A 25,562-nucleotide genomic window follows, 5' to 3' on the forward strand; every position below is an offset into this window, starting at 1 on the left:
GCCAAGTTCATTAATTTCAATCTTACAGGCTAATAGATTACTGCGTTCAGATAACGAAACCTAGCCCAATACAGTTCAGATAAAACCAAAACACTTGTAGAGACGGCGATTTATCGCGTCTCGAAAACCCACAATTTTGTACAATTAGCCCTTAACCCAAGCGTATTGAAACCTAGACTACAAACTGTGAACAAGCGGCTGATAATTAGATACGCGATGCTTAACAACAAGCCGCTCTGTATCTACGCATCCTTTGGAAATATACTTTTTCAGCAACTTACCCACAATCGAAATACCTTGCTCAATCTCCTCAGGCGGGAGACAGAAAGTCAGACGCATCGCTGGATAACCCTGTTTATCGGGGAAAAATGCCGAACCACACGCCAGGTAGACATTTTGTGCAAAGGCTTCCTTACGAATTGTTCCAATCGGAAAATCATCTGGTAATTGTACCCACAGAAACAATCCACCCGTGGGAACTGTCCACCGGATCTCTTCAGGGAAATAACGCTCCAAAGCTTGCAGCATAGTATTACGACTTTGCAGATTATCTGTGCGAAGTCGGCTGAGATGGCGGCGGTAATGTCCTGAAGCGAGATATTCGCTAACTATTGTTTGCGAAATACTGGATGTGTGCAAGTCATGGAGCAATTTCCGCTCAATAATTGCTTGATAATGCTTACCTGTAACTACCATATAGCCCACTCGTAAACCCGGCATTAAAGTTTTAGAAAAGGTGCTTAAATAAGTCACCAAATTATTTTTATCTAAAGCTTTAATTGGCGCTGGCACAGCATCAAAATTTATTCCTTCATAAGCATTATCTTCCAAAATAGGGCACTCATATTTTTCAGCTAATGCTAATAATTGTTGACGATGAGCTTGTGTTGTCGTTAATCCAGTTGGATTATGAAAAGTACTAATCGTATAAATTAATTTCGGACGGTGGCTGTGTAGATATTGCTCTAATAAATCTAAATTCATTCCCTCCGCAGTCATGGGAATGCCAATAATCTTAGCTCCTAAGTTTTCTAAGATAGAAATTGCACCGTAATAGGTGGGAGCTTCGACAATCACCCAATCACCAGGTTGTACATAATAACTCATAGCTAATGACAACCCTTGCTGAGAGCCATTAGTAATAATTAAATCTTCTGGAAAAACCTCTAATCCTTGATGTACTAGCATCTGGGCAATTTGTCTGCACAGAGTTAGTTGTCCTTGAGGCATCTCATGGGGAAAGAAAATATCAGCATCATCTTGTCTTAATGCTCGTCTGGCAATGAGGTTAATATCTTTGGGTGGACGAGGATAACCGTAGCCAAAATTAATCATTCCTGGCTGTGTTTGTGCTTGCACCAGTGGAGTATACATCTCATAAAAAGAACACTTCCCTGGCTTTGTAATTATGACATTTTGGGCTGGAGCAAATGTAGATTCTAAGTTGGCGCTTTTAGGAGAAACGCTGCTGACAAAATATCCTGAACCTTGACGAGCAGAAACAATACCATCTGCTTCTAAAACGTTATATGCTTCAATAATCGTGAGTTTGTTAACTTGTAAACTTTCTGCCAGAGAGCGGATAGAAGGGAGGCGATCGCCACTTTTGAGTGCGCCAGATTTAATGAGACGACTGATGCGATCGCGGATCTGTAAATAAATCGGTTTGCGTGACTGTCGTTCTAATAAAATGTTCATTTTGGCGCACTCGTTAATGACTAAATAATCATCAATACTGGCAATATAAACTATTTTTACCAAGTTTACCTAGTACAGTTGAGAGATTTTTTACTATACCAGCTGAGATAGCGTTTAACTGTACTAGATAAAATCTACCAAAACTGTACCTTCTCAGTTGAAAAAACTTACGTGAAAGTAAAAGTAATAGTTCACTGTGTATCAGGTGCTTTCACTATGAATAAATTTAATTTTTTGTTAAATTTACGAAAATATTGGCAACATTTGGTCATATGGATGACTAGTGGTTCTGACCTCCAAGTGTGGCAGGAATCAGACTGGCATGGTCACATTTCTTGTTGGCGTGCCTACGATCCAATGACAGGACGTTCTGCCTGTTTTGGTTCAGAAGAAGAAATGCGAATTTGGATTGATAAATGTTATTACAGATAAAATTTTTTGCCAATCGATATGACAAATAGACACTGCTGAAATTCTGAGAGTTGAAAAGTCGCTAGGAGACTTTACCAAATCCGCCTCCACCAGGAGTTTCTATCACAAAAACATCCCCAGGTTTCATCTCTACTGTTGCTGTGCTATCTAAATTCTCTTCAATTCCATTCTGACGTTGAATCCAGTTGCGTCCGACAATTCCAGCTTCCCCACCATTTAACCCAAAGGGAGGGACTACCCGATGTCCAGAGAGAATATTAGCTGTCATTGGTTCTAAAAACCTGATGTGGCGGACAACTCCATTACCGCCGGAATGTTTTCCTTTACCACCGCTATCGGGACGAAGGCTAAAGCTTTCTAAAAGTACAGGATAACGGGTTTCTAAAACTTCTGGATCAGTCAAACGGGAGTTAGTCATGTGAGAATGAACACCATCAGTTCCATCAAAATCAATTCCTGCTCCAGAGCCACCGCAGATAGTTTCATAATATTGATATTTCTCATTCCCAAAAGTAAAATTATTCATCGTTCCTTGAGAAGCAGCCATGACACCCAAAGCGCCATATAAAGCATCAACAATGGTTTGAGAAGTTTCTACATTACCCGCTACCACTGCTGCTGGATAAATTGGATTCAGCATACAGCCACTCGGTATAATAATTTCTAGAGGATTAAGACACCCGGCATTAAGAGGAATATTATCATCAACCAATGTCCGAAAGACATATAATACTGCTGCTTGAGTTACAGCTTTAGGAGCATTAAAATTACTATTTAGTTGCTCAGAAGTTCCAGTAAAATCAATGGTAGCACTGCGATTTTCTTGGGATATTGTAACTTTTACTTGAATGATTGCCCCATTATCCATTTCATAAATAAATGAGCCATCCTTAAGAAGATGGATAGCCTTTCTGACCGACTCCTCAGCATTAGATTGTACAAATTTCATATAAGCTTGGACAGTCTCGATCCCATATTGTGAAACCATTTTACGGAGTTCAATAACTCCTCGTTCATTTGCAGCAATTTGTGCCTTAAAATCAGCGATATTTTGGTTAGGGTTACGAGCAGGATAAATATGATTTGAAAGGTGCTGTCTTACTGCGGTTTCTCGAAAAATTCCCTCTTCAACCAAAAGAAAATTATCAAATATAATTCCTTCCTCTTCTACTAGAGTACTGTGGGGAGGCATTGAACCGGGAGTAATTCCACCGATATCTGCTTGGTGTCCACGAGAAGCAACATAGAAAATAACTTGTTTTTTGTCTTCGTCAAAAACAGGGGTAATTGTAGTTACGTCAGGAAGATGTGTTCCCCCGTTATAAGGATTATTTGATAGATATACATTCCCTGGTTTTAGAGTGTCACTTTTTTCATTAATTAAACTACGGACACTTTCACTCATTGAGCCTAAATGTACAGGAATGTGGGGGGCATTAGCGACTAATAATCCAGAGTAGTCAAAAATGGCACAGGAGAAATCTAGCCTTTCTTTGATATTTACAGATGCTGCTGTATTTTGCAGAACAATTCCCATTTGCTCTGCAATAAATTGATAGAGATTTTTGAAGATTTCTAAGCGGACTGGATCGGGTTGAGATGTTGTGTACATTTTTAACTCCTTAATAATTTGTGTAAGAATCGCTTCAGCGATTTTTAACACTTGTGAGTGTCCATGAATGGATAGACTTTTTATTGTAAAATCGTGTTGATTTTAGTGTGGCGATCATAAGAACTTTCCAGGACAACAGCTAGTTTATAAACATTCTAAAATTAAATGGTTACGTTCAGTTAATCTCGCTTGCCAGTTAGGTTCCACTACAATCGTGCTAATTTTTTCTACAACGATCGCAGGCCCATTAATACTATCTTCTGGTTGTAAATCTTCTCGTCGGTAAACAGGCGTGTCATGCCATCTGTCAGCAGTAAACATCCTGACTACCTCAACAGATGCCGGAGCTTTATCTAAAGGACGACTACGAATAATTAAGGGTTCTTCAGGAGTCTCCATTTTTTGAATAACTTCTACTGAGACGGATTCAACAATTAAAGTTTTCTCTAATTGGATGAAACCATAGCGGGATTTATGTTCATCCTCAAATTCTTGCCGCATCAATACCACATCATCGGCAAAGTTAACGGTTAAAGTAGAGTTAGTTCCTTCATATTTCAAGTTGACTTTTTGGACTATTTCTGTTTGAGCATTAATTTCATTTATTTCACTCCTAGCTTGAGTTTCTAAATATTCCATTAACTGGTGTAATTTAGGAATTAATGCTTGGGTTAAAGGCTGTTCTACTCCTGCTTCTCTCATCGCTCTGACATCAGCTAATCCCATTCCATAAGCAGAAAGAACACCAGCATAAGGGTGAAGAAATATCTTTTTCATTCCCAAGGTGTCGGCAATTAAACAAGCAACTTGCCCGCCTGCACCGCCAAAACAACAAAGCACATATTGGCTGACATCATAACCCCGTTGCAGACTGATTTTTTTAATTGCGTTCGCCATATTTTCCACTGCGATCGCAATAAATCCAGCCGCTACTTGTTCGGGAGTACAATGATTCAATGTAGTGGCTTGAATGTCTTGGGTTAATTGTGTAAATTTTTGAATAACAATATCTTTATCTAAAGGTAAATTCCCATCAATTCCAAAAACTGAGGGAAAATATTGTGGGTGAATTTTACCTAACATCACATTGGCATCAGTAACCGCTAATGGCCCGCCACGTCGATAACAAGCAGGCCCAGGATTTGAACCAGCAGATTTAGGGCCAACACGATAACTAGAACCATCAAAAAAGAGAACTGAACCACCGCCAGCAGCAATGGTATTAATTGCTAATACAGGAACTCGCATCCGTGCCCCAGCAATTTCTGAATCTAGTTGTCGTTCATACTCTCCTTTAAAGTGGGCGACATCTGTACTTGTCCCTCCCATATCAAAGGTAATAACTAACTCGAAACCTGCTCTTTTACTAGTTTGAACTGCACCGACAATACCGCCAGCCGGACCACTCAAAATACTATCTTTGCCTTGAAATTGTTCGGCTGCGACTAAACCGCCGTCAGATTTCATAAACATTAATTTTACTCCAGGTAACTGACTCGCTACTTGGTTGACATAGCGACGTAGAATAGGAGTTAAATAAGCATCGACTACTGTTGTATCTCCTCGGCTTACTAACTTCATTAATGGGCTAACTTGATGAGATACAGATATCTGCGTAAAGCCGATTTCTCGGGCAAGCTGGGCTATTTGTTGTTCGTGTTCAGGATAGCGATCGCTGTGCATGAAAATAATAGCGCAACTCCGAATTCCTGTGTTGTATACTGCTTGTAAGTCATTTTTGGCTTGTTTAATATTTACAGAAATTAATTCATTGCCATAAGCATCATAACGTTCATCAATCTCAATTACCTGCTCATATAGCATGGTTGGTAAAACGATATGACGAGCAAAGATATTAGGACGATTTTGATAGCCAATTCGCAATGCATCTTTAAAACCCTTGGTGATAAGAAGAACGACGCGATCGCCTTTCCTTTCTAACAGTGCATTTGTTGCTACTGTTGTCCCCATTTTTACTACTTCTATCGCTTCATTAGGAATGGGTTCGTTCTCAGCAATACCCATGATATCCCGAATTCCTTGGATGGCTGCATCTTGATATTGTTCGGGATTTTCTGAAAGCAGCTTGTAGACTATAATCCATTGCTGATTAGGCAGAGTCACAATTAAAAAACGTTCAGGATGTCTTGAGAGTCTGTCTATAATTGCCTGATTATTAGTAACGGCAACAATATCTGTGAATGTACCACCGCGATCGGCAAAAACTTTTAACATTACTCTATTTCCTCAACACTATACAGGTAGCATAACAATGAGATATGGAGTATTTCTACTTCAGGTGTGAAACATTTTTCCACAGGTTTGGAATATTTTATATAGTTAATATCGATATTATTACGTGATATATTGTTCAAATATTTTCCAATTATATCGATTACTAAAATTAGTCAATTTTGAGAATATAACTGTAGTGCCTTTTTAGTCATTTCACTTCAATAGTGACCAAGCATCCACCAACTGGGATGAAATGGAGGGAAGTTCACACGGCGAATTACCGCATCTATTCCCATGACACCAATGGGAAATAATAGCCCAATTAGCAAATTGAGCCAACCCCAAGCAAGTCCGCCCACCACTTCTAACAGCAGAATGCCCAAACATATGCGAGGCAACAAAACTTCCGAGCGATCGCGCCGCAGCCAAAGCCCCAGATGGAATAACATAAAGGAGACAAACCAACCGATGTTACCAACAGTCACGATTCGCGTTACATCTCCCCAAATCAGATAGTGGTAAGTATACTGTTTAGCCTGGGTAATTTTTTGATTGTTGGCTGAGTTCTTGGGCCAGAAGAGATTAGCTGACTGCGTAGAAGTATTGTAACTCAGATAGCCCTCCGGCTTGGCGATCGCTAGGCTCACAGGAGCTAACACACCTTGGGGAACTATCGGCAAAGGAAGTTGCTCGATGACTAATGGAGCGATGGGATTGTCGAAGTTTTCAATTACTAATGTCATCTGGTATGGGAGATGGGTGGAGGATGGAACGCACCCTTGGGTAGTAAACTTTATCCAGTTCCTCATATTTGATTCTGCGTGGAAAGACTTGATAAAAAAGTTCTTTAGTTGGATAAAAAAATATCCAACTAATGATTGTGGGGTAAGCGTCTCGCCCGCCTGTAACACTTCGCGCTATTCTTGATCAAATGTCAGCAAACAAGTTTATTGCAGCGAACTTTAAAAAGCATGGGTGGCAAATTAATTGTCTTTGAAGGAGTAGAAGGCTGTGGCAAAACCAGCCAAATGCAGCTTTGTTCTGAGTGGTTGGAAAGTTTGGGTATTTCTGTGGTTTTAACTCGTGAACCAGGAGGAACAGAGTTAGGCTTACATCTTCGCCGCTTGCTACTAGAAAAAGCAGAGGATAAACCAGTTGCACAAGTGACAGAACTCTTGTTGTATGCTGCCGACCGATCGCAACACGTTGAACAAGAACTTAAACCAAATCTCACAGCCGGGAAATATATTTTATGCGATCGCTACACTGACTCTACCATTGCCTATCAAGGATATGGTCGCGGTTTGAACATGAGTTTAATCAATCAGCTTAATTATATTGCCACTGGTGGTTTAGAAAGTGACTTAACTATTTGGCTAGATGTCGATGTCGAAGTGGGACTGGCCCGCAAACGGGGAGATGGAGTAGGACTAGACCGCATTGAACAAGAAACAATCGCTTTTCATCGGCGCGTTCAGCAAGGATACGCAGAGTTAGCAGCATCCTATCCCTCACGAATTATGCGTGTAGATGGTAGCTTGAGTAAAGAAGCTGTACAACAAGTAATTCAAGGAATTTTGCGTGTACACCTGAAGGAGTTGCCATAGGCATAACCTTCAAATTTGAGGCGATATAAAATGATACTTGCCTACAAAAATATCTGGCAGTTTGACGTGTTTCAATAACATCAAAACTGCTGCAATTTCATGCGAAAAAACTTGAAATAATATATGTCTCACATTATTGTCGAAGACCTGAGAAAGACTTTTTTTGTGTCTGAACGCTCCTCTGGGCTTTTCGGTTCAATCCAAGGACTTGTGCAGCGAAAAACAAGAGTTGTTCATGCGTTGAAAGGAGTTTCATTCTCCCTTGATCAAGGAGAACTTGTAGGGTATATCGGCCCAAATGGAGCCGGGAAATCGACTACCATTAAAATTTTAAGTGGTATCTTAGTCCCTGAGAGTGGGAAATGCATAATTGGCGGACGAACTCCCTGGAAAGATAGAATCCGGCATGTTGGTCGTATTGGAGTAGTGTTTGGTCAGCGATCGCAACTATGGTGGGATCTACCAGTGATTGAGTCCTTCGATCTGCTGCGGGATATTTATCGCGTTCCCGATTCAGAGTATCGCCAGACACGCCAAGAAATGATTGATTTGCTTGATCTATCAAGCTTTCTCTCTACGCCTGTGAGGCAATTAAGCCTTGGTCAAAGGATGCGATGTGACTTTGCAGCCGCAATGCTTCACAGACCTGAGATCCTTTTTCTGGATGAACCTACTATCGGTCTGGATGCAGTTTCAAAGCTTGCTGTCAGAAAATTTATTAAAGCGCTGAATAAAACTCATAAAGTAACCACTATTCTGACTACCCATGATATGGATGATATCGAGGCATTGTGCGATCGCATAATTATTATTGGTGGAGGTGAAATTCTTTGTGATGGAACTCTAGCAACGCTGCGTTCTCAAGTTTCTTCGCGTCGCTACTTAAGAATAGACCTGACAAACGATGATTTCTCCTTTGAAGAAAAAGGGGTCAGTATCATCTCCAAAGAAGGTCGTACCGTAACTCTTGCCTTCGATCCCACAAAGCTTTCTGCTGCATCCCTGATTAGCGAGATTACCTCAAAACACGAAGTAGAGGATCTTTTTGTGGAAAATCCACCTATTGAAGAGATAGTTGCTGAACTTTATGCGAAGTCAGGAGGGATTTTCCGATGAAAGCCTATTTGTCACTATTTGTTGCGAGATTTACACTGCTGCTGCAATATCGGACTGCTGCTTTAGCTGGGATTGCAACTCAACTATTTTGGGGGTTCGTGAAAGTGATGGTTTTAGAAGCATTCTTCACTAACACAACCTCTGCTCAACCTCTGACTTTTCGTGAGGCTGTAGGATATGTATGGCTTGGACAGGCGTTTTTGATGGCGATTGTCCCTTGGTCAGGTGATAAGGAGATTCAAGACTTGATCCGTTCCGGTGCGGTAGGATACGATCTTCTGCGGCCCACTGACCTTTATAATTTTTGGTTTACTCGCGCTTTGGCGCTTCGCACAGCACCCTTGATACTTCGTGCTATTCCTCTTCTTTGTGTGACAATTTTCCTTTTTCCCATTGTCGGGCTTTCGGAGCGATCGCTTTCTTTTCCACCCTCCTTTGCTTCTTTGTTTGCTTTTTTTATCTCCTTTATTGGTGCAATTCTGCTTTCGTCTGCATTGACTATGCTTCTGACTGTATCAATGATGTGGACACTTTCTGGTGAGGGAATTAATAGTATCCTCCCCACTCTGATTATTATCTTGTCTGGAATGATTGTTCCTCTGCCACTTTTTCCTGAGTGGAGCAAGCCTTTTTTGAATGCACTTCCTTTCTCAGGGCTTGTTGACCAACCTTTTCGTCTTTTTACTGGGAATCTTTTACCAAATGAACTATTTCATGTATTGCTCCATCAAACTTTCTGGATAGTTGTGATTGTTATCCTTGGACGTTTTCTTGTGAACCGTGGTGTAAGAAAGCTTGTAATTCAGGGAGGATGAGTATGAATGCTTTTTTTCTCTACCTCCGATATATTTCTATATCTTTAAAATCACAAATGCAGTACAAAGTGTCCTTCTTGCTTCAAGTTGTAGGGAATTTTCTCGGAACCTTTGTTGAATTTTTCGGAATATGGGCACTTTTTACTCGTTTTAATAATATTGGTACGTGGACTCTGAGTGAAGTTGCTCTCTTTTATGGAATGGTAAATATTTCTTTCGCCTGTGCTGATGCTCTGGGACGAGGGTTTGATTCATTTGGAAAAATAATTAAGAATGGAGACTTTGATCGTTTACTTCTTCGTCCACGCACCACAGTACTTCAACTTCTGGGGACAGAATTTACCTTGAAACGAATAGGAAGATTTTCTCAAGGGCTTATTGTTACCGGGTGGTCGCTTTCAACTCTCCACATTCCTTTTACTTTGAAAACATGGTGGCTTTTGGGCACTTCATTTATTGGTAGCGTTGCCCTTTTTATTGGTATCGTTATTGTGCAAGCAACGCTCACATTTTGGACTATTGAATCGCTCGAAATTATGAATATCCTCACTTATGGAGGAGTCGAAACGGCTCAATATCCTCTTTCAATTTATGGCAAATGGTTTCAGCGATTCTTCACTTTCTTTATACCACTTGCCTGCGTGAGTTATTTTCCTTTGCTTGCAGTGCTTGAAAAAGAAGATACTTTTTTAGTGCCTTTGTGGTTTTGCTACGTCTCTCCAATGGCAGGTATTCTATTTCTGATAGTTGCGCTGAAACTTTGGAAGTTAGGGGAGCGATACTACTGTTCTACTGGCAGCTAAGTTGGTTGGCGTAAGAAATTTATTATATCTGAAGCGATCGCCAGAAATCAGTTATCAATATTGTGAACTACTTACACTGACCTTACGGTACAGTGTAGGCTTCCTGTCCAACAGAAAGCGAAGTATTCTTTAGCCAAAGGAACAATGACCAGAAAGCATGATTTACTCATTTCTGCTCTTGAAGGTCGAGTTCGTCCCCATCAAAAGTTTATCCTTGCTCTTGATTAAACGCTTGGAAAAACTTGGTTATCAAGTTACTGTCCAATCTGTTGAAGTAGCTGTCTAGACATTTTCTGCTTTCCACGCTCAGGCTGTCACCGTCAATGGTGTAGAGCCACATACTTTCTTTCTTTGGTTTTTTACCAAAGTTTGATTTTCAAGTCAGAGGGCAGAGGGCAGAGGGCAGAAGGTTTGCAATCAGTGTAGGCTACCCTTCAGGAACCCTGTGGCAGAGGGCAGGAATCAGAATTCCCTTCTGCCAACTGAGCCTCCTGCCCTCTGCCTTTCTTGCTAACACAAGATTTGTTCGTTTCCTCCACATCTTCCTCCCTCTCTACGAGACGCTACCGCGAACGCCTGACGGCATTGGTCGCAAGATTGTCGTCAACTCACGCGCAATTCATCTCACGCTTCCGTTTAGCGGTAAGACGTGAGATGAATTGCTGTTTTAGCTAAATTAGAAAATAGCTTCTGCCAATCGATAGAGGTAACAGTATTTTCTGTCTGTTTTACCTCAAACGTGACATTACAAGCTATTGCTAGTTTTAGCGCTTGCACGCAAAGTTCTGCCACATCTTCACGGCTGATTTTGCCCTTAATATTATCGCCTTGTTCAAATATTAATTCCTTACCCCCTGGTTCCTCAGTTAAAGCACAAGGTCTAACAATGGTATAAGGAATTCCGCTTTCTCTTAAACTATCTTCTCCCTTTAACTTCCAAGTTAAAATCCCTCCCAATTGGTCATTTAATTTCACTGCTGGCGGTTCTTCATCTAAATTAATCCCAGGGCGACCAGGACGAGTCACGCCTGCTGAACTGACTAAGATAAATTGTGGTAAAGTTGTCCCGCCGTAAGCTTTAATTGATTCCAACTGCAAAGTAAAACCACCGGGAGAAAATTTGGGATTCAAAGCTCCATCATATTCAAATTTGCTCAACATCAGTTGAAATGAACAAATTCTACTCTGCTCAATTGGCGGCGCATCTTTGACAACTTTTGCCCGAAAGACAGGAATCAAATCTGCAAAGGGAATGTGAACATCTATCCAGGTATTAGCTACGGTATCGAAAGAATAGCTATAGCCAATGCCATCCCATTTTGTATCTGTCCGCAGAAATATTTTATAACGCTGACCGTCACCTTTGACGCGCAATTTTACACCTTCGCAATCAGATAAGTTGAAGGGGGGATCAAAATTCTTAGTTCTGATAGAAGCAAATCCGCCAGAGTTAGCCGTGGAGACATTACCAGCAAACAAAGCTGTATTTTCTACTAATTGGATATTACTGGCACTCACGCCACCCATGACGACATCATCTAGCGCCCCCCAAATATCCTTTAATTCTGCTGATGGCTTTGTAAAATCAAATATCGGTTTTTCATTTGCTTGGGGTAGATATTTTGCCGCCGCTTGAACTAAATTTTTGACACCTTGATATTCCACATTTTCTGGGGTGTCGCCAACAATTTCTGGTTGGTAAAATTTAACACCTTGGTAATATTTTGCTCTATCTGCTGTGTCTCCCTCAACTGGTTGCACGCGCACTGCTGTGCAACAAACTACAGCTTGGATATCAGCCATAACTAAAGGAGTTAAAGTTTCTGGTTTAGTTATATCCGCAACTACCAAGTCTATATCATTACCAAGAATTGACCGTGCTTTATTAATGTCTCGAACTAGGGCGCGAACTTTATAACCCTGTTGGAGCGATCGCTGCACCACTCGCTTACCTACACCACCTGTTGCCCCTGCTACTAGTATTACACCCACGTTTCTTCCTCCATTGGGTCTATATTGATTATCCTTAGGACGGCCTTGGATTAACTGCTGTACCCAGTTAAGGAAAGGAATTACCTCAAAGTAAGTCAGGGTTTCGAGAAACCTGCCTAAATCCCATTGAGAACGATTTTTGTCAGTCACATTTGCGTCCTCACAACTTTCTTAAGTTTAGCCCAATGTCTGTTTCTCCAAATCCTCCAGTACTCAGAAATTGGATAATGCTGAGTTGCTTTAATTAGGTGAAAGGGGATAGGCTACAGGAGATACCTGTAACCAGCAATTCTCTTTAATGAGGGAGACTAGCTACAATTAAGCCAAATCTTTGGCATTCCATGCATAGTTATAGCCCGTCGTAGACATCGCTCAATCACGTTAGGATACTTAATTAGGTGTTCCTAATCAAACGGTAATTTACTTATGAGCCAACTTGAAAACATTCAAGCTGAGTACGAAAAGTTTCCTGAAGAATTTGAGAGTGTCATCATTAGCACCGTCAGTGCCCAGGCAATACCCAATGCTAGTTATGCTCCCTTTGTAATGGATGATTCCAAGAACATCTACATTTACGTCAGTGGTCTTTCGACTCATACCAAAAATATCTATGCCAATCCTCATGTTAGCGTCTTGTTTATTGAGGATGAAGCTAAGAGTAATCTAATTTTTGCCCGTCGTCGTTTGAGTTTTGATTGTACGGCAACTTTGATAGAGCGTGAAACTGACAAGTGGAATCAAATGGTTGAGCAATTTCAAAGGCGGTTTGGTCAAATTATCGAAGTTTTGCGCGGCTTGTCTGACTTTCGGATTTTCCAGCTAATTCCTAGTGAAGGTCGTTTTGTAGTTGGTTTTGGCGGAGGTTATCACATCAGTGGTGATAACCTCAATCAAGTTGTTCAAATCACAGGAGATAGTAACCAAAAGCAAGAATGAATTATAAATTATCACTGTTCTTATTAAACTATAGTTTTTAATTTTATGCTTCAGTTTCAACCTCCTGGTTTTGGACATAAAGTCATCCATACATCCTTGGGGGCGATGGTTTACTATACCCAAACGAATGCACCTTGGGCGATCGCTGATACTGAAGATTTACCTCCACTACTGTTTCTCCATAACTTTGGTGGTGGGGCATCTGCGTATGAATGGTCTAAAGTTTACCCGGCTTTTGCTTCTAGTTATCACATTTTAGCTCCCGATCTAATCGGCTGGGGAGAATCGGCTCATCCAGTCCGGGATTATAAAATTAGGGATTATCTCAGCACGATCGCAGAGTTTATCATCGAAACTTGTCGCCAGCCAGTGACCGTGGTAGCCTCGTCTCTAACAGCCGCTTTTGCTATCCGCCTAGCTATTGTTCAACCCAATTTATTCAAAGCACTGTTTCTGGTGTCCCCCTCTGGATTTGATGATTTTGGGCAGGGTGCTGGACGCAGACTTCCGCTTTCGGTGATCAATACGCCTCTGTTGGACAATTTTATTTATATGCTGGGTGCTGAAAATGAAATTGCAGTCCGAAATTTTTTACAAAGTTTTCTGTTTGCCAAGTCACAACGACTATCTCAAGAAATGGTGGAGGCTTATTTAACCTCTGCACAGCAGCCTAATGCCAAGTTTGCCGCTTTGTCATTTTTGCGGGGCGATCTTTACTTTGACCTGAGTTTATATATTAAGCAACTGACAATTCCCACGGTGATCTTTTGGGGAGAAAAGGCACAATTTACCAACATCAAATTAGGAAAACGCTTGGCAAATTTAAATACAAGTGCAATTCGAGATTTTTATGCGATCGAAGATGCAGGAGTATTACCTCATTTGGAAATACCAGAAGTTTTCATTGGTCTATTGCAGCGATATCTTTAGCAGTTAGATAGCGGTTCCCATTCAGATACGGTACAACATTACATCACCCGTAGGGGCACGCAGTGCCAATTGGTGTCAACTTCAGAAGATAAAGCCCAAATTTGTTGGGTGTAAGCGTCAATCTGCCGATGGCGCTTACGCCTGGTTTTGACTAATCCAAAAAGCTTTTGACGCTCAACAAGATAGAGAACAGCGTCAGTGGCATCATCACTTAGAATAGCTTGAAAAATCCGGGTATAAACACGAAAAGCCATCACCGTAGAAATCAGGACTAGGGGTTGATTCAAAGCGATGCCTACGGCGGTAAACTACGCCACATCAATACATAATTGATTGAGAACAGCATAAAAAATCCAAGTAGCCAGAATTTGGATTTGTACGCCGTTCCTATCACCGACCCATACATAAGCCAAACCCAAAAGTCGTTTTGTCAGGAGAAATGCATCTTCAACGCGCCAACGTCTTTACCTTAGCTGGAGTGCGAACCAGTATAATAGCCTGGATATTCTTCAAAAAATTCGCAGCTAATCACTCTTCCCTTAGCGTCCTTAGCGGTTCGATACCCTAACCATGTCCACTCAACCCACAATCCAAAGCATATACACCGATGGTGCTTGCACCGGAAACCCTGGCCCTGGTGGTTGGGGTGTTGTCGTCTATTTCAGCGATGGCTCAATCCACGAAATGGGTGATGCATCCCCTCATACCACCAATAATAAAATGGAAATGCAAGCTGCGATCGCAGCCCTACAATTCCTGCAAACATCTCAACAAGCTGAACCGATCATCCTTCATACGGATAGCGAATACTTGATTAATTGCGTTACCAAGTGGGTGAAAGGCTGGAAAAAGAAAGGCTGGAAAAAGTCAGATGGTAAACCTGTCCAAAACCAAGAGCTTTTGGAGACTCTCGATGAACTCAATACCCAACAAGTAAAATGGCAACACGTTAGGGGACATTCTGGTAACATAGGTAACGAACGTTGTGATGCGATCGCTCGCACCTATGCCAGTGGCAAAATTCCTTCGCTACAACAATTAACTCTTACAAATTTTTATAAATCTTTACCTTCCACAAATGAACTAAATGTAGCAAAAGTAGCTGATTATGAAAAAAACTCTCGAATAACTAACCAAAGTCCGCAAGAAATCAGTACTTCTGCACCAGAAATAACCGTTATGGAACCATCAACTGGCCCAAGTGCGGCCGCAACCGATGAAAAACCGCCAGAAATGAGGGTTTCGCAACTCCGCAGCTTGGTTGAAACTCTGCGTATCGCTGACGAAATTTCTGAAAAAGGCTATTTAATCACCAGTTCTGAGTTAGCAGACTTGATGGATGTCCACGCCAGCGCTGTTACCAGTCGAGGAGATCAATGGCGCTGGCGAAACTGGATAGTATCACGGGTACGCCGTGAAGGGAATCAAATTCTTTGGGAGCTAGAACGGGGGGATCAAATAGGAGGTGAAGAGGAGTAGGGAGTTTAGTAGAAGTGAAGAGTTAGGAGTGAGGAGTGAGGAGTTGAAAATCCATAACTCATAACTCATAACTCACCACTCATAACTCATCACTATATTTCCGTCCCCGCCACTCGCGTGGCTTACGGAACGCAGATAAGAAGATTCGCAGCACAGCTAAGGGATCAGCCAAAGGAGAAAGCCAGAATAACCAGCCGCCTTTTGCACTTTTGCGATCGTAAGAAGGTGCGATCGCAATTAGCATAGCAAAGCGAATCACCACCAAGAATAAATTTAGTCCCAGTAAGAGCAGTGGGGGAGTGGGTAGAGAGGCGATTAATCGCGTCTGTAGCGAGTAAGAAAGTGGAGGAGAAATCAACACAAAACTCAGGACTATTAAAAGAGGTAGACCTTGAACAGATGTGAGTAACCATAAATCTCCCCACAACTGCGAACGAGAAGTTGCATCTTTGAGATCGAGACTGCGCCCCCATTCCTTCCACGTCTCCATCGCTCCTTCATACATCCGTACCTTCAGCACTTTTGCACCATCTAAAAAGCCTACCTTATACCCTTGAGCAGCAATATTTCGTGCCAAAGTGACATCATCACAAAAAGAACCACTCGCACTACTATAGCCACCCACAGCAGTTAAAACGGAGCGGCGGCACAAAAAACACTGCCCATTTGCCATCACCCGTTCTGGCTGCTCTGTATTGATCCCAGCGGGGTCAAATCGGTAAAGCAGAGTCATTAACAAAGCCGGTTGTAGCCAGCACTCCCCTGGATATTTGAGAATGAACTGGGGTGAAAGGGAAACAAGGTCATAGCCCTGTGCTTCGGCCGTCTTCACCAAACCAGCAACCAAACCAGGATGCGGTTGGATATCAGCATCTAGCCCAAGAAACCACTGACTACCCTCAGAGCTATATAGAAAACCGTTATGCAAGGCCCAAGGACGACCCACCCAACCAGATGGTAAGGGGTCATCTGTCATCACGCGAAAGCGCGGATCTTTTTGCTGTGTCGCTTTTACCAAGTCTGGGGTGCCATCACTAGACTTGCTGTCTACAACAATAATTTCCCGAACTTCGTAGCTTTGCCGACTTAAACCAGCTAACAGAGGGCTAATACGAAGCGCCTCATTCAGCGTGGGAACGACGACGCTAACCTTACCCAAAAGCTCCGGTGTCGGCTGTTGCGGTTCTATTGGAGGATGCCGTCTTGGCCCCTTTAGCAAGCGCGAAAACAGAATCGCCGTTGCTGGTACTTGGATAAGTAGCAATAAAAGGGAAATGGCGCTTTCTACTATCAAAGCGTTGTCTACTGTTGTCAAAATACTTATCAATTAAAATCGCGGCTATACAAAACAAATGGGCATTGAGGATGGGAAAGAGGCAGATGGGCAAAGTTTCGCTCAGTGACCAGGGGAAGGATTACAGAAAAGAGGAATTTTCCCCCTGCTCCCTGCTCCCTGCTCCCTGCTCCCTGCTCCCCACTCTCTACTCCCCACTCCCCAATCTATAGGCTTATTTCAAGGCAACTTTAACGCTTCTTGCCACTGAAACTTCCTTGCTTGCTGATTCAACAGCAACTGGAGGAGGTGTGGTTGAACTGCTTAACCACAGCGCCACAGCGGGAGCCACACCAAGAAGTAAGCCGAGCAACACAGGGATGGAGAATCCAGCGGCCAAGCTTAATCCGGCGGCGAAGGCAAAGTTAGTTAAATAAACGACTAAGGGTAGATTAAGTTGCGATCGCTCTAATTTAATCGAAGTGTTTCTCCACAACAATCCTGCCACACTCATAAACAGGGCGCTAGTGCCAAACCAACCTGCATAGTTCTGGTAAGGTGTCCCAAAGAAAGCTCCTGGTTGTTCCCAATACCAAAAAGGCAGAGAAGTTTGACTCATCGCTGGCTCAAGGGCAAAATCCCAGCAAGTGAAGAGTAAAGCACCAACGGCTATAGCCGCAATATGGCGTCCCCAACTGGGTTTTTGAGCCACTTTCAAACCAGTTCTCGCAATTAAATACGACGACAGCCCAACATAGAACCAAGATAAAGGAATAGTGAAAGGAACTAGCCCCGCAATCTTATAACCCAAGCCACTCAAGTAGCTATAATCTCCAAATGGAAAACCTGTGCTGGTTCCCAGTAGTTCACTCCCCAAGGAGATAAACATAGCCGGCAGCATAAATGCTAGCCAAGTTCCCAATCCCAACGTTCGGTAGGCATAAATAGAGACAGCTATTGTCCCCAAGATGATATCAACTACACCGCCACCTGCCATACTTAACTGTACGGCAGTTTCTCCAACCTGCGATAAGTTGAAAATTATTTCGGCATTAGGTACGACCAGTAGCATCCCTACCAGTCCAAAAGCTTTTGACACGATATGACCAATGAGGCATACGCGTTCAGCAATAACAAGTTGTCTCATGATAATTCCTTAACAAGATGTGACACGCGGCTACTCGGCTGCTAACAGTTTACAAATGTTTAACAACATATTTAACTACTTTGTGCCGCAATTCTCTACAAACTTGTTTGGCTTTCTTGGGAAGAGCATAACAGCCTATTGATTGAAGCTATAAGAAATATGATGATAGATTTACTAGTCTAAGCTATATAGTCAAAATCTACATAATTTCATCTGCAAAAACTTCTGGTTTGTTGTTCTATTGATACCCGTATGTTAAAAAACCCCTTCCATGCAGGGATCTCATTGAGGCAGGACAACCATCATAAGATTACCCAAGCCCTAAAGTAAAATAAAGTCTTTAGCTAACTCCTACAGAAGCCCTACATCTCACCCGTTTGCGTAGCGGTGACCATAGGGGAAGGAAAGGGGTGCGTTTGATAAGTGTGAAGAATGACACATTTAACCCAAAAAATCACGCCAAGGGCTACTAAGTATACCGTAATCTAGAGGTTGTCGATGAACAACTTCTAACTTAATGACTAACAGACGCCAATTTTTAAAAGGGGTGGCAGCACTTTCTAGCTTATCTTTAGCTGGTTGTGGCTGGAAGCTGGCTGAAGTACGTGCTAATTCTAATAGTTCTGGTCAAGGTGATCAACTTTATATCTTTACCTGGACACAATATACTGACAACCAATTACTGAAAACTTTTAACACCCAAACTGGCATGAAAGTGCTAGCGGATGTATATGATTCCAATGATGTCATGCTGGCTAAGTTCCAAGCTGGAGGTGGTGGCACTTACAGCATCATTTACCCATCCGATTACATGGTACAGAAGATGGTAGACAAAGGTTTATTAACAGAAATAAATCACGATCGCTTAATTGGTTTAGAGAATTTATTTCCCCGGTTTCAGAATCCTAGCTATGACCCTAATAACCGATATAGTATCCCTTTTAACTGGGGGACAACAGGTTTACTTTACAATTCCGAAAAACTCAAAGATGCACCACAAGACTGGGATTACCTTTGGCAAAACCAAGGGCAACTTAATCAGCGGATGACCTTGCTTAATGATGTTCGAGAAGTGATGGGTGCGACGTTACGAATGCTAGGTTATTCTTACAACTCAAAAAATGAACAAGAAATCAAACAAGCTTATGAAAAGTTGAAGATGCTAAAACCTGCGATCGCCCGTTTTGACACCGACGCTTGGCAAAATCAAATTCTGGCAGGAGATTTACTATTGGCAATGTGCTATTCAGCAGATGCGGTGAGAATCTCTCAAGAAAACCCTAAACTCAAATATGTAATTCCTCGCAGTGGTTCTTCATTATGGACAGACACTATTGTAATTCCAAAAACAGCCCCTAATCAGGCTGGAGCCTATGCTTGGATTAATATGATTCTGCAACCAGAATTAGCGGCCAAAATCAGTCAACGCCTGAGTATTTCTACGCCTAATAGAGCTGGATTTGAGCAATTGCCAAGAACAATACAAAACAATACTAATTTATTTCCCTCAGAGTCGCTTTTAGCAAATTGTGAACGTGTTACTCCTGTGGGAGAATTTGAAGAGGTTTACGAGCGCTATTGGACTCAATTAACTAGCGGCTAAAATAATTAGGAATTAATAATTTGGAGAGACGCGATTAATCGCGTCTGTACAGGAGTTAGGAGTTATAAGTGGTTAATTTTCAAAAAAGTGATATTTCTAAAATAGAAGAATTGCATCGCCCACGAGCGAATTGGCTCCAACCTTTGCTATTACTTGCACCATCTGGGATTTGGTTATTACTTTTGTTGGTGCTGCCAACTCTGATAATTTTCGAGTTAAGTTTAGTTGCAGACATCAGACCAGGAGATTTGGTCAATCCCAACGGATTCAAAAACTACATCCGCATATTTGACCCCCTTTACATACAAGTAATTGGGCGATCGCTATTTTTTGCCTTTGGCACTACAGTAATTTGTTTAATTTTAGGCTTCCCTGTCGCCTATTGGATTGCTCAGATAGCTCCGCAGCGTTGGCGTAATTTACTGCTATTAGGCTTTATATTGCCTTTGTGGACTTCCTCCTTACTTCGCTCCTATGCTTGGATTACAATTCTTCGTCCTACTGGTTTATTGAACAGTTTACTCAGCAATTTGGGCTTGCCTACTTTGGAATTACTTAACCAGAGTCAAGCTGTATTTATTGGCATGAGTTACAGCTTGTTACCCTATATGGTTTTGATTTTATATGCTTCTCTCGAAAAGCTAGACAAGCGGTTGCTAGAAGCGGCGGCTGATTTAGGTGCAAATCCGGTAGAAACTTTTTACCAAGTAACCGTACCGCAAATTTTGCCTGGAATTGCGGCTGCCTCTATGCTTGTATTTATCACAGGTTTGGGGGATTTTGTTGATCCAGAATTACTTGGTGGTGCTTCTAGTATGACGGCAGCGCGGTTAGTTTATAACCAGTTTCTGGGAGCAACGCAAAATTGGGGATTTGGTTCAGCTTTAAGTATGACGTTAATTTTGCTTGTTAGTATTGCGATCGCACTTTTAATTAAGTTTGGCGAGGCCGCACCCAAACGCTAAACTTTCCGTCACTCATTTATAATAAGGGCATCAAACGCCAGCGAGACAACGGTTATGCTCTCACCTGATCTCAAAAATGCGTTACCAACTACTGATGAACTTCCCTGTTCAGACGATACGCCAGTGGATAACGAGGATCAAAATTTTTTGCCCAACATTTTACTCTTCTTACTCAACTCCATTTGGGCAAATCGCATGGATTGGTACTTCGGAGTTGATATGGCAGTGTATCACACCACAGGAGTCAATCCTAGAGTACCTGTAGTGCCGGATGCATTTTTGAGTGTAGGAGTAGAACGGAAAAAGGCTGGTAAATCGCGTAAAAGTTATGCGGTTTGGGAAGAAAATGACATAGTTCCAATATTCACATTAGAAATGGTATCCCATACCCCAGGAGGCGAATACGACGAGAAGCTAGATATATACAGACAACTCGGTGTATTGTACTACGTAATTTATAACCCTGAGTTTTGGCGACGCGACCAACATCAACCCTTTGAAGTGTATAAGTTGATAGATGGAAACTACCAACTACAAATAGGTGAACCTTATTTTATGCCGGAGGTGGGGTTAGGTATTGGACGCAACCAAGCTGTAATTGCCGGGATACAACAGGAGTTTTTATGTTGGTATGATCAGCAAGGAAATCGCTATTTGACAGATGCAGAACAGGCTGAACAGGAGCGACAAAGGGCTGAACAGTTAGCGCAGTATTTACGTTCTCTAGGTGTAGATCCAAATAATCTACCTTGTAATTAAGACTATCAGCCTTATTAACTTCATCCAAAGATATTTTAAGTACTTCCTCCCAGGATTCTAATTTATTAATAACTCTTCGAGGCAAAGTGGCGTAAATAACAGGAAAATCAGGATTAGCTGTTGCCTCAAATCCTAACTGTATGATTCGTTGAGCGACTGGGTTAACGGTAGCTTGGTTTTCTCCGTTTCTCTATGTTTCTCTCCACGATGTGGTATCACTTAGCTTAAACTTCCACTGATAACTTGCTGATAGTACCCAATTGAAATAAGATTAATTTTAATGATGTGCCACCATAAATAAAGGGTTTAAATCATCTGTATTACTGTTAATTAAACTCTTAATTGTAGCAAGAAACTCATGCTCTAAATAAGGCTTGCTCAAATAAGCTTTTGCACCCAATTCTTGAGCAAGCTGACGATGTTTTTCAGCACTGCGAGAAGTGAGAATCACTACAGGTATTTTTGCTAAATTTGGGTACTGGCGGAAATTACTCAACAACTCAAAACCATTCATTCGTGGCATCTCTAAATCGGAGACGACAACTTGAATTTCAGGATGCAAATGTAACTTTTCTAGAGCTTCTACACCATTTTGAGCTTGTATTACTTGATAGCCAGATTTTTGCAGAGTGAGAGAAAGAGTTTGGCGCAGACTAATTGCATCATCTACTACTAAAACAACTTTTGGCGATTTATTATCTAGCTCTTGAGAATAACTGGGTTGGGTTTCTATAGGTGATTTATTATCTCGTTCTTGAGAATAACTGGGTTGGGTTTCTATAGCTGTTGTGGAAGTAGATGCAGCAAGTAATGGTGTAGATGACAAAGTATCTCCCGATATCGCCAAGGCTTTTTTATTTGAGGAAGAAGCTGAAGTTACTGGTAGCGCCATGATATCAAGTGTTGTTTGTTGGCTTTCGCTAGACTTTACCAGCAGTGAAGCATCAATCACTAAGATAAGATTGCCATTGGCTAAACTACTACAACCATAAATGTATTTTGGCGGTGCGATCACATTTCCTAAAGGTCTAATTACCAGTTCTTGTTCACCCATTATTTGGTCAACTTCTAAAGCAAATATTCCCTGATTTCGTCGTAGTAAAAGCACTGGATTTTTCGCTACGCTTGGATCGTGAATATTTGATGTGTTGTATGGAGTACCACTATTAAAGAGTGAGCCATTATAATCAATCAATTTTGAAAGTTGACGGATGCTGACCATAGTCTCATCATTGTCTGTGTTCCAATGCAAGACTTTTTTTCCTTCGATTTCTTTAATCTGCTGATCAGAAGGAATCAATATTTTTTCGATACTGTCTAAAAGAAGGGCATAAACAACACCTTTGGCTTGAACTAGCATTAATTTTTCTGTAGTCATAGAAAAAGGAATTTTGAGTATGAATATTGTTCCTTGATTGGGCAAGGATTGAACTGAAATTGAGCCGTTGAGTGCGTGCATTTGAGTACGCACAATATCTAAACCCATACCGCGCCCAGAAATTTCACTCACTTTATTAGCAGTAGAAAATCCAGGCGAAAATATCAAATCTAAAAGTTCAGTATCAGACAGATTAGAACCATAGCTTCTAATTTTTTCTTCAGTTTGTATGGGATAAAATTCAACAGCTTTTCTCCGAATTCTATCTAAATTCAATCCCTGACCATCATCTCGAACTTCGATAACAGTTTGGCTACCCTGATGATAGGCGCAGATTTCGATTAAACCTTGTTCTGGTTTACCAAGCTCTCTGCGAACATGTGGAGCTTCAATACCGTGGTCAAAAGCATTACGCACCAAGTGTAATAACGGGTCGTAAAGCTTTTCTGCGATCGCTTTATCTACTAGTACCTCAGTACCAGTAAGTTTCAATTCTACAAGTTTGGCATGAACATTCCCCAACTTATTTACCATGTGGGGGAAACGATTTAGTATATTGCCCAAAGGCGACATTCGTGCTTCGACTAAGCTATCTATAATATTAAGAGTTAAATTCTCTTGTTTGTCACTAATTTGAGCAGCTTGCGTCACGAGTAAGTCAAGAGACTCTGTGGTTTCTTGTAGTTGCAGTGTCTCTTCTATTGCTTCGTGCAATGTCATCTGAAATTCTGTATATACATCCATTTCTAGAGAGTCAAACTTCACTGCAAAATTTTGTGTTTGTTGTGAGTTAATATTTTGTATTTGTAATGGTAAATCACGTAATTCATTTAAAGTTCTTTGGTGTCTAGCGAGTTGCTGTATTAATTGCTCAATTATTTCTTTGACTTGTTCATCTTGCAAACTACGCCGTTTTTGGTAAATCAGCAATTCTCCAGCTAGATAATTGAGGTGTTGTAGTCTCTCTGTATCTACTCGAATAAATGAAGGTTGGCGAAAAGTTTTAGTTTGAACATACTGTGATTTATCTTCTATTTCTTTATTGATTTGTGTAGCTAAATCAGGCATGACTTCAATAGCTGTTTCAGAAATATCTGCAACTACCTGCTCACCAACAGTTAATGAATCAAGCTTTTCTGAAGAATCATCAGTTTGGGTAGTCACGACTTCAGCAGCAATATTTTGGCTAGCTTCTTCTCCCCATATTGCTTCTAGTAGGTTATCAGTAGCTTGAGAAGATAGAGACTTAGATATTTCTTTAAGAATTAGCAGTGTTTGTAAGTTGGGACTATCAAGCCAATTCTTCTCTTTGCTGGTAACAGGAGGATAATTTTTATATTCTTGTGCTAATGTATGAATTCTATTTTGTAATATTTTAATTACTGAGAGATAGCTGTCAGATGGTTTAATAGAATATTGAAATTTTACAACTGCAAATAGGATGATTAAGATGATACCACGTCGATAAATACAAAGACTTTGACTATCTTCTTTCTCTTGCACAAAATCAAGAAAACTTTTCAGCCAAGTTTCGATATAATTAAGTAAAGTTTTTCTTTCTAATGTGGGAACCAGCAAAGTCAAACTTAGTTCTGGCTCTGGTATTTCCATCTGGTGATTAAACCAGCCATAAATGTAGCGAATTACTTTTAAATAAAACTTGGCAGTTGTTGGGTTGACAGATTCATTTTTATTGTTATCGGATGTAGTGAGAAACTGGTAAAATTGTTCCTCATTGAGGGTAAACATTCCAGCAGATGAATTATTTTGCAATTCTCCAGATAACTCATTATTTGCGACTGTCGTGAGTTTTCGCAAACCTGGAGAAGCTTCTCCGCCAGATGTGCGATCGCCTGCTAGTACTAATTGTTGCGCTTGTTGCAAATCTGCAAGGGAAATTTCTGCAATTTGCTGCACCTGAGTTGGGTTTGCTTGCAGCGCTGACAAAATTGTTTGAGAAATTTCTCCCAATCCAGGTAAATTTAAAGATTCTGCTAAACCGAGAAACACCTCAGCTTGAGAGTGTAAGAATTCGATAAAATCGTCATTATTTGGTGGATTTTTAACAGCTTCAGCAATACTGTTTAGCCGTTGTTCTACTCCCACTTCAAAAACGGATTGTACAATATCAAATCCCAATTCTTCAGAAGTGGGAATATGAGACTCAGCACCAAAAGCATCACCTAGTTTTTCTTGTAACTGTGCAAACACTGAAGTTGCCCGATGTATTAGTTCTTCGTCATTAACAGTACTACCTATTAATTCGGTATTTAATGCTATGCTAAGACACTCATAAGCTTGTAATAAAAGTGTTTGTAATTCGGCATCAACTACCACATTTGGATTATATAGAGCCTTAAATACATCTTCTAAAAAATGGGCTATCATCTTAATTACTTCTAGCCCAACATTAGCAGCACCACCTTTAAGTGTATGAGTAGCCCGCATTAAGTTGTGAACTTTAGCAGTACTATAACCTTCCGATAAGCTAAATAGTTCTTGCTCAATAATTTGGACTAATTCCGGGGCTTCAGCTAGAAAATAGATGTATCCTTGTTCTCGAATTTCTTTATCTGTAATCATAATTAGGGAGTGGGGAGTGGGGAGTGGGGAGTGGGGAGTTAGGAGTTGAGAGTTGATCAACTAATTGATTTTTCAGTTGTCTTGGCTATTTAACTCAAAATTCGAATGATTTCGTCTGCATAGATTAGTTCATTGGTTAAATCAATATTTACTAGTCTGGACTGTTGTAGTAAACGTAGCCAGTATTTAGTTTCCCTAG

Annotated in this window: 19 protein-coding genes and 1 pseudogene; 11 read left to right on the forward strand and 9 right to left on the reverse strand. The window is 41.1% G+C overall.

Annotated features, from left to right (window positions below):
* Window positions 1–177: 177 nt before the first annotated feature.
* Complete coding sequence (locus F8R90_RS23775) at window positions 178–1,698, reverse strand: aminotransferase-like domain-containing protein (RefSeq protein ID WP_230966725.1); 1,521 nt, start codon at window positions 1,696–1,698, stop codon at window positions 178–180.
* A 216-nt stretch (window positions 1,699–1,914) separates the two neighbouring features.
* Here F8R90_RS23775 and F8R90_RS23780 point away from each other — a divergent pair, with 216 nt between their 5' ends.
* Window positions 1,915–2,130: a hypothetical protein gene (locus F8R90_RS23780; protein WP_196512735.1), complete on the forward strand. Its 216-nt coding sequence runs from the start codon at window positions 1,915–1,917 to the stop codon at window positions 2,128–2,130.
* Window positions 2,131–2,191: 61 nt separating this feature from the next.
* Here the strand turns inward: F8R90_RS23780 and F8R90_RS23785 are convergent, their stop codons facing one another.
* The 3 genes from F8R90_RS23785 to F8R90_RS33100 all read right to left on the reverse strand — a co-directional run bounded on the left by F8R90_RS23785 (window position 2,192) and on the right by F8R90_RS33100 (window position 6,786).
* A complete protein-coding gene (locus F8R90_RS23785; RefSeq protein ID WP_196512736.1) occupies window positions 2,192–3,742 on the reverse strand; it encodes a hydantoinase B/oxoprolinase family protein in 1,551 nt (516 codons plus the stop codon).
* Window positions 3,743–3,886: 144 nt separating this feature from the next.
* Window positions 3,887–5,977, reverse strand: a complete 2,091-nt coding sequence (locus tag F8R90_RS23790) for a hydantoinase/oxoprolinase family protein (protein WP_196512737.1) — start codon at window positions 5,975–5,977, stop codon at window positions 3,887–3,889.
* Window positions 5,978–6,195: 218 nt separating this feature from the next.
* Window positions 6,196–6,786, reverse strand: coding sequence for a hypothetical protein (locus F8R90_RS33100; protein WP_230966727.1), 591 nt, complete (start codon window positions 6,784–6,786; stop codon window positions 6,196–6,198).
* Window positions 6,787–6,948: 162 nt separating this feature from the next.
* Here F8R90_RS33100 and tmk point away from each other — a divergent pair, with 162 nt between their 5' ends.
* The 4 genes from tmk (at window position 6,949) to F8R90_RS23815 (ending at window position 10,318) form a co-directional block, all read left to right on the forward strand.
* Window positions 6,949–7,584 carry a dTMP kinase gene (gene tmk, locus F8R90_RS23800; RefSeq protein ID WP_196512738.1) on the forward strand — a complete coding sequence of 212 codons (636 nt, stop codon included), beginning with the start codon at window positions 6,949–6,951 and terminating at the stop codon, window positions 7,582–7,584.
* A gap of 123 nt (window positions 7,585–7,707) precedes the next feature.
* Window positions 7,708–8,700: an ABC transporter ATP-binding protein gene (locus F8R90_RS23805; protein ID WP_196512739.1), complete on the forward strand. Its 993-nt coding sequence runs from the start codon at window positions 7,708–7,710 to the stop codon at window positions 8,698–8,700.
* Window positions 8,697–9,515 carry an ABC transporter permease gene (locus F8R90_RS23810; RefSeq protein WP_196512740.1) on the forward strand — a complete coding sequence of 273 codons (819 nt, stop codon included), beginning with the start codon at window positions 8,697–8,699 and terminating at the stop codon, window positions 9,513–9,515. Before F8R90_RS23805 ends, F8R90_RS23810 begins: the two co-directional genes overlap by 4 nt.
* Before the next feature lie 2 nt (window positions 9,516–9,517).
* Entirely contained in the window at window positions 9,518–10,318 is an 801-nt protein-coding gene (locus tag F8R90_RS23815) for an ABC transporter permease (protein WP_196512741.1), read from the forward strand.
* Between the two features lie 636 nt (window positions 10,319–10,954).
* Here F8R90_RS23815 and F8R90_RS23820 read toward each other — a convergent pair.
* The gene (locus F8R90_RS23820; RefSeq protein ID WP_196512742.1) at window positions 10,955–12,460 is read right to left on the reverse strand and encodes a CIA30 family protein; all 1,506 of its coding nucleotides are present in this window, start codon (window positions 12,458–12,460) and stop codon (window positions 10,955–10,957) included.
* A gap of 276 nt (window positions 12,461–12,736) precedes the next feature.
* On the opposite strand from F8R90_RS23820, the gene F8R90_RS23825 reads away from it, so the two are divergent.
* Together F8R90_RS23825 and F8R90_RS23830 are read left to right on the forward strand one after the other, a co-directional pair.
* On the forward strand, window positions 12,737–13,246 hold the full coding sequence (locus F8R90_RS23825; protein ID WP_196512743.1) for a HugZ family pyridoxamine 5'-phosphate oxidase: 510 nt from the start codon (window positions 12,737–12,739) through the stop codon (window positions 13,244–13,246).
* A 45-nt stretch (window positions 13,247–13,291) separates the two neighbouring features.
* Complete coding sequence (locus tag F8R90_RS23830; RefSeq protein ID WP_196512744.1) at window positions 13,292–14,176, forward strand: alpha/beta fold hydrolase; 885 nt, start codon at window positions 13,292–13,294, stop codon at window positions 14,174–14,176.
* Between the two features lie 38 nt (window positions 14,177–14,214).
* On the opposite strand, the pseudogene F8R90_RS23835 reads toward F8R90_RS23830, so the two are convergent.
* A pseudogene (locus F8R90_RS23835) lies at window positions 14,215–14,640 on the reverse strand (hypothetical protein); the annotation flags it as partial.
* Window positions 14,641–14,746: 106 nt separating this feature from the next.
* Between F8R90_RS23835 and rnhA the strand changes: the two are divergent.
* Window positions 14,747–15,655: a ribonuclease HI gene (gene rnhA, locus F8R90_RS23840; RefSeq protein ID WP_196512745.1), complete on the forward strand. Its 909-nt coding sequence runs from the start codon at window positions 14,747–14,749 to the stop codon at window positions 15,653–15,655.
* Between the two features lie 79 nt (window positions 15,656–15,734).
* Here rnhA and cruG read toward each other — a convergent pair whose 3' ends face one another.
* Window positions 15,735–16,970, reverse strand: coding sequence for a 2'-O-glycosyltransferase CruG (gene cruG / locus F8R90_RS23845; RefSeq protein ID WP_230966735.1), 1,236 nt, complete (start codon window positions 16,968–16,970; stop codon window positions 15,735–15,737).
* Window positions 16,971–17,163: 193 nt separating this feature from the next.
* The gene (gene cruF / locus F8R90_RS23850; protein ID WP_196512746.1) at window positions 17,164–18,075 is read right to left on the reverse strand and encodes a gamma-carotene 1'-hydroxylase CruF; all 912 of its coding nucleotides are present in this window, start codon (window positions 18,073–18,075) and stop codon (window positions 17,164–17,166) included.
* 517 nt (window positions 18,076–18,592) lie between these two features.
* On the opposite strand from cruF, the gene F8R90_RS23855 reads away from it, so the two are divergent.
* The 3 genes from F8R90_RS23855 to F8R90_RS23865 all read left to right on the forward strand — a co-directional run bounded on the left by F8R90_RS23855 (window position 18,593) and on the right by F8R90_RS23865 (window position 21,402).
* Window positions 18,593–19,678, forward strand: a complete 1,086-nt coding sequence (locus tag F8R90_RS23855; protein WP_196512747.1) for an ABC transporter substrate-binding protein — start codon at window positions 18,593–18,595, stop codon at window positions 19,676–19,678.
* Window positions 19,679–19,746: 68 nt separating this feature from the next.
* Window positions 19,747–20,643: an ABC transporter permease gene (locus tag F8R90_RS23860; protein ID WP_331000701.1), complete on the forward strand. Its 897-nt coding sequence runs from the start codon at window positions 19,747–19,749 to the stop codon at window positions 20,641–20,643.
* Between the two features lie 54 nt (window positions 20,644–20,697).
* On the forward strand, window positions 20,698–21,402 hold the full coding sequence (locus F8R90_RS23865) for a Uma2 family endonuclease (protein WP_196512748.1): 705 nt from the start codon (window positions 20,698–20,700) through the stop codon (window positions 21,400–21,402).
* Window positions 21,403–21,679: 277 nt separating this feature from the next.
* Here the strand turns inward: F8R90_RS23865 and F8R90_RS23870 are convergent, their stop codons facing one another.
* A complete protein-coding gene (locus F8R90_RS23870; RefSeq protein ID WP_196512749.1) occupies window positions 21,680–25,363 on the reverse strand; it encodes a hybrid sensor histidine kinase/response regulator in 3,684 nt (1,227 codons plus the stop codon).
* Between the last annotated feature and the right edge of the window lie 199 nt (window positions 25,364–25,562).

It is taken from the genome of Nostoc sp. NZL (assembly GCF_015714705.1).
In the GTDB taxonomy this organism is placed as follows: Bacteria; Cyanobacteriota; Cyanobacteriia; order Cyanobacteriales; family Nostocaceae; genus Nostoc; species Nostoc foliaceum_A.